The sequence below is a fragment of the Bacteroidota bacterium genome (assembly GCA_030706565.1).
GTDB lineage: Bacteria > Bacteroidota > Bacteroidia > Bacteroidales > JAUZOH01 > JAUZOH01.
This window is the reverse complement of record JAUZOH010000287.1, coordinates 1-4,942: the sequence shown is the minus strand read 5'-3', so window position 1 is coordinate 4,942 and position 4,942 is coordinate 1. Positions and strand designations below refer to the sequence as shown.

At 36.3% G+C, this 4,942-nt stretch carries 4 protein-coding genes; 3 read left to right on the top strand and 1 reads right to left on the bottom strand.

What is annotated here, in order from left to right; genetic code table 11:
- A partial coding sequence (locus Q8907_12680) for a serine hydrolase (protein MDP4275124.1) occupies positions 1–1,850 on the bottom strand: 1,850 nt, incomplete at its 3' end.
- 283 nt (positions 1,851–2,133) lie between these two features.
- On the opposite strand from Q8907_12680, the gene Q8907_12675 reads away from it, so the two are divergent.
- From Q8907_12675 to Q8907_12665, 3 genes are all read left to right on the top strand, one after another.
- The gene (locus Q8907_12675) at positions 2,134–3,165 is read left to right on the top strand and encodes an alpha/beta hydrolase (protein ID MDP4275123.1); all 1,032 of its coding nucleotides are present in this window, start codon (positions 2,134–2,136) and stop codon (positions 3,163–3,165) included.
- A 552-nt stretch (positions 3,166–3,717) separates the two neighbouring features.
- Positions 3,718–4,188, top strand: a complete 471-nt coding sequence (locus tag Q8907_12670) for a hypothetical protein (protein MDP4275122.1) — start codon at positions 3,718–3,720, stop codon at positions 4,186–4,188.
- 172 nt (positions 4,189–4,360) lie between these two features.
- Positions 4,361–4,942 (top strand): YCF48-related protein (locus Q8907_12665; GenBank protein MDP4275121.1); only part of this gene is annotated, 582 nt, incomplete at its 3' end.

The window sequence follows — 4,942 nt, the reverse complement described above, 5'->3', positions numbered from 1 at the left end:
TGTTTCGACATATTTGCCCACAGCATATATTCCATGATCAGGTTGGCGTTTGCTGAAGGATCAATTCCTGCAGGTGGGGGAGTGGAATTGCAAAGTTCCACTATGGTTATTTTTTTATCCGGTTGACGTAATAAAATGGAAACAAATCCATCTAATCCGCCACCATGAAGGATTAAATTATATCCGCGGTAATTTTGAAGGAACCAGCCGAAGCCGTAGTTTGTCTTTTGTTTATTGTTTAGTACTTCTGATGTAAATGCTGCATTGAGGCTGGCTTCAGATAATACTTTCCCGTTGAATATTGCTTCATTCCAAATGTTTAAATCTCTTACCGTAGAATACAATGCTCCTGCACCTCCTGCCCACGACATATTCCAGTTAATAGCCTTGGATAAAATTCCGTTTTCGGTGGAATAACCATATGCTTCATTTTCGAGCAAAGTATTTGCTGAATAAATGCCTGTATTATTCATGCCCAATGGCTTGAAAAAGGTCTCCTTTAAATAGTCATTTAAGCTTTTGCCTGAAACTTTTTCAACAATATAGCCGAGGATGAAAAATCCAGAATTGTTATATGAAAATAAATCACCGGGATTGAAATCATAAGGATAGGCTTTTATGGTATCAATCAATGCTGCTGATGTAATTGGCATGTAAAGATATTTATACAGGCCATTTCTGTTTGTATAACTATGGATCCCTGATGTATGTGTAAGCAAATGTTCTATGGTTACTTCGTTTCCCTTGGGGAAATCCGGAATATATTTCGAAAGTTTGTCATGAATACTTAGTTTCCCTTCTTCTTGGAGTTTCAGGATAGATGCAGCCGTAAATTGTTTGGTAATGGATCCTATTCTAAACTTTGTGTCGGGTGTAACCTTTACTTTATTTCCAATGTCGGCATATCCAAATCCTTTTTCATACAGGATCTTACCATCCTGTGAAACCAATATGGCTGCTCCGGGTGTTGATCCTGTTTGTACACTCCTGAAAAGGTCGTCTACTAATTTATCAAATGCCGGAATTTGAATGTCTGTATTGGCCCCCTTCTCTTTAAGATACTCTGTTATTCTTAATCTGCCCCTTATTAAAGCATTTATATAAGCAGTTTTGCCTGTTGTATCCTGAAAATTTAAATCCGCTCCATTTTCGGTCAGAATTTTTACATTATCCAGGTTCCCTTTACCTGCGGATTCAATGAGTAATTTTCCAATTATGTCTTTCCCTGGTTTACGCATGGCAAATGACCAGCCATATTGCATGTTCTGAACTTTAAGCAGGATTTGGTTGCTTCCTTTTTTTAGGTCGAAAACGACAATATCATCGTCGGGTGTCGTTGGTCTTCCAATCCAGCTTTTATGAACCAATATGCCATTCAAAAATATTTTTATGCCGTCATCACTGCCAATGCCCATCAGCACTTTAGCAGGCTTGTCCATTTTAATTTCTGCCAGGGCATAAGCAATTGAATATTCATGAGGGCCGAATTTGTTATTAAGATCAATTATTCCATCCTCATATTTAGCGGCTTGCCAGTTATAGGTTGAATCTCCAATTTTCAAGGCCGGAAGTACTTTTTGTGGTTGAACCACAACTTTGGTCAGTTCATCCTTGTCGAAAAATTCTTTTTGTACGCTGTCAGTAGGATTACTGCCAGATCTTTTGAGTTTAACGGGGCCCAGGACCATCCAGTTTTTCATAAAATCATTATCGGTAAGCCCTGAATAAGTGGCTTGAGCATAACCTGTCGGGAGATTTTTACTTTTTGTTTGTCCTTCAATGGGAACCCAGTTGGTTGAAATTACTGCCATGTAAATAAAAACACAGCTTACAATTTTGAGTGCTTTCATAATGGTTCATATTTTGATTTATACTGGAGATGATCTATGAGAGGCTTTGTAAAAATCTGATTCATAATAACTAAGATAATAAATTTTAATGAATTAAGTACAAAAGATCTTATATAAATTTAATGGGCAAAAAATGAGGCGAATGTTGCTTTTAGGGAAATTTAAAATAATTGCTGCTATTGCATTTCGATCAGTAAATAATTTGAAAGTGATTTCTGAGCTTTGATCTCTGCCGTTGCTTATTATTTTATATTTTTATGTTTGTTTTTAAATTTATTTAAAAATGAAAAAAGATGTAAAAAGCGTAAGGAGGTTTGATCTGTTCATTCCTCTTGCAATAATTCTTTTGTTTGCCTCTGCCTTTAAGGTAAGGGCACAAGCAGCACAGATTCCCCGTGACACATCGTTTACAATCTATCAGACTTATGTGAAACAAAAAAAATATTTTCCGGATATAAAGATTGTTAATCCTTTGCTGCCTAAGGGAGTGGTGGCCGAAGAAAATCTTGTATATTCCGTTTTGGACAATACTCCTTATGGAAAGCGGGAATTACACCTCGATTTGTATCGCCTTGACAACAAAAAGAAATATCCTGCCGTATTGCTTATCCATGGCGGCGGGTGGAGTTCGGGCGACAGGACTCAGGAAATACCTATGGCCCAGCAAATCGCGGCAAAGGGGTATGTTACGGCAGCCGTTGAGTTCAGGCTTTCACCCGAAGCTCTTTATCCTGCAGCCATACATGACGTGAAAGCGGCCATACGCTGGATGCGGGCTCATGCCGAGCAATACGGAATTGACGGAAAGCACATCGCTGTACTGGGCTGCTCATCAGGCGGACAGATGGTTAACCTGATCGGTGCCACTAACGGATTGAAGAAATATGAGGGTGAAGGAGGAAATGCAAAATTTTCCAGCAGAGTACAGGCAGTGGTTAACATCGATGGAATTTCCGATTTTACGGTTGAGGAATCTATAGCCAATGCCCAGAAGGCAAAAGAAGCCCATAAAACATCAGCCGACAGCAAATGGCTGGGTGGGACTTATGCTGAACGACCGGAAATGTGGAAAGAAGCGTCTCCCATTTATTGGATTTCCTCAAAATCGGCTCCTGTCTGTTTCATCAACAGTGCCATACCTCGTTTCCATAATGGACGGGATGAAGAAATTAAAAAACTCAGAAGTTTCCATATTTACGCTGAAGTTCATACTATTTCCAATACTCCGCATCCTTTCTGGTTTTTCCATCCCTGGTTTAATACAACCCTTTTCTATACGGTTGCATTCCTGGATAAGGTTTTAAAAGGAAAATAAATTTACAATTTTCGGCTACCAAAATATGTAAAAACAATTAACAGTAAGCAACTTTTTTGACTTTTACTGCATCTTACATTTATATCTGATGGTTGCTTCCTTTAAAATGATGCATTTGAAAGTCGTTCTATTCTTATGTGGATATATCATCTATGCAAAAGAAAAAATTAACGTTTCTCTTCTTTTGTATTCTGATTACTACATAATCGAATATTACTGATTAGTGAATTTTACAACATATTAATTTACATGACCTGTCAGTAGGATGATGAAACGAACATGTTTGCGGATAAAACACAAAACACGAATAAAATTAGCAAACATGGAGTTCAATATGACCTTTGAAAATATGAAACGGGCTGAAGGTTTTCATAGTCCCGTCAGGGACTTAATATTGGTAGAAAAGATAATAGGTGGCAGATAAAAGTCCCGTCAGGGACGAAATGGATGAGGAAGACCGGTCTATATTCCAGTCAATTGATGTTAATTATATCGTACCTGACGTCACTTAAAGACTTTACTACACGACCTTAGAAAATAAATTATATTTGTATGAAAATAATAAGTTTATATTTATTTCTGTTAGGAGTAATTGCGATAATTACATTTGGCTGCCATAAAGAAACTTCCTTAGTGAATAACAGCCATCTTGGCGAACCATTTTTAATAAAAGTAAATGAAACAAAATTACTTATCCCTTTTGTTTCAGATAAAAACTCTTCGGATAGTATCCTTACCTTAAGTTTTAAAAAAGTTATTTCAGATGGAAGATGTCCTAAATCCATATGTTATTTGTGTTATGGAAGTGTTGCCAGCATTCAGGTATTTTTGACTCATCAGAAAGAAACAGCCACCATTTCTTTAACTATTTTAGGCTGTGGTACTAATGATGATTATTGTTATCAACCTAAAGATACCTTAGGCTACAGAATTTGCCTGTTAAAACTGGATCCTTATCCTGCCGGAAATACACCCATCAATCCTTCAAATTATACAGCCACACTTAAGGTATCGAAATTATGAGACGATTATAAGTTTAATGCCAATATTTACTGAAAAATTTGGATTAATATCTGCTAATTGCTATTTTAACTTATTGTTTTTGAGGGTTAGCCATCAAATTATTTTGAAGAATGGGCAGGTGAGCAAAGAATTGAATCCATTAATACGACTCATGTATAATAAATCAATTATATTGAAACTTTCACTGTTTATTATAGTACTCATTATTTTTATTTCTTGTTCAAAAAATGATGAATATCAATTAAACAATTGGGAAACAATTTATCAAAACAATGATCTTTCTTTATTTTCTATCAATTTTCTGGATAACAACAATGGTTTTGTACTGGCTGGCTTATCAGGAATACACGGTCTCTCAAATTGGTTGTTTGTTTTGTCAACAGAAGATGGAGGTAATAGTTGGAAACAAATTACCTGTACATCGTATGATACTATTCATCGATTATTCCCTTTATATGATATTGATGCCATTTTCCCTTTATCTAAAAGTATTTTATTAGCTACAGGTTATTGCGTCCACCAGTCGAATGATGGAGGAAAAACATGGACAAATGTTTCTCCTCTATTTTCCAGAATTGATGATTTGCATATTATTGATAGTATTAATTGGCTCGTTGCTGCAGGCACACATATTTACAGAACAGATAACGCCGGACAGACTTGGCAAACCGTTTATTCTACCAATTTTATGGGTGCTTTTGAAAATTTTTCATTTATTTCAGCTACGTTGGGTTATATTAATATAGGTGCCGTA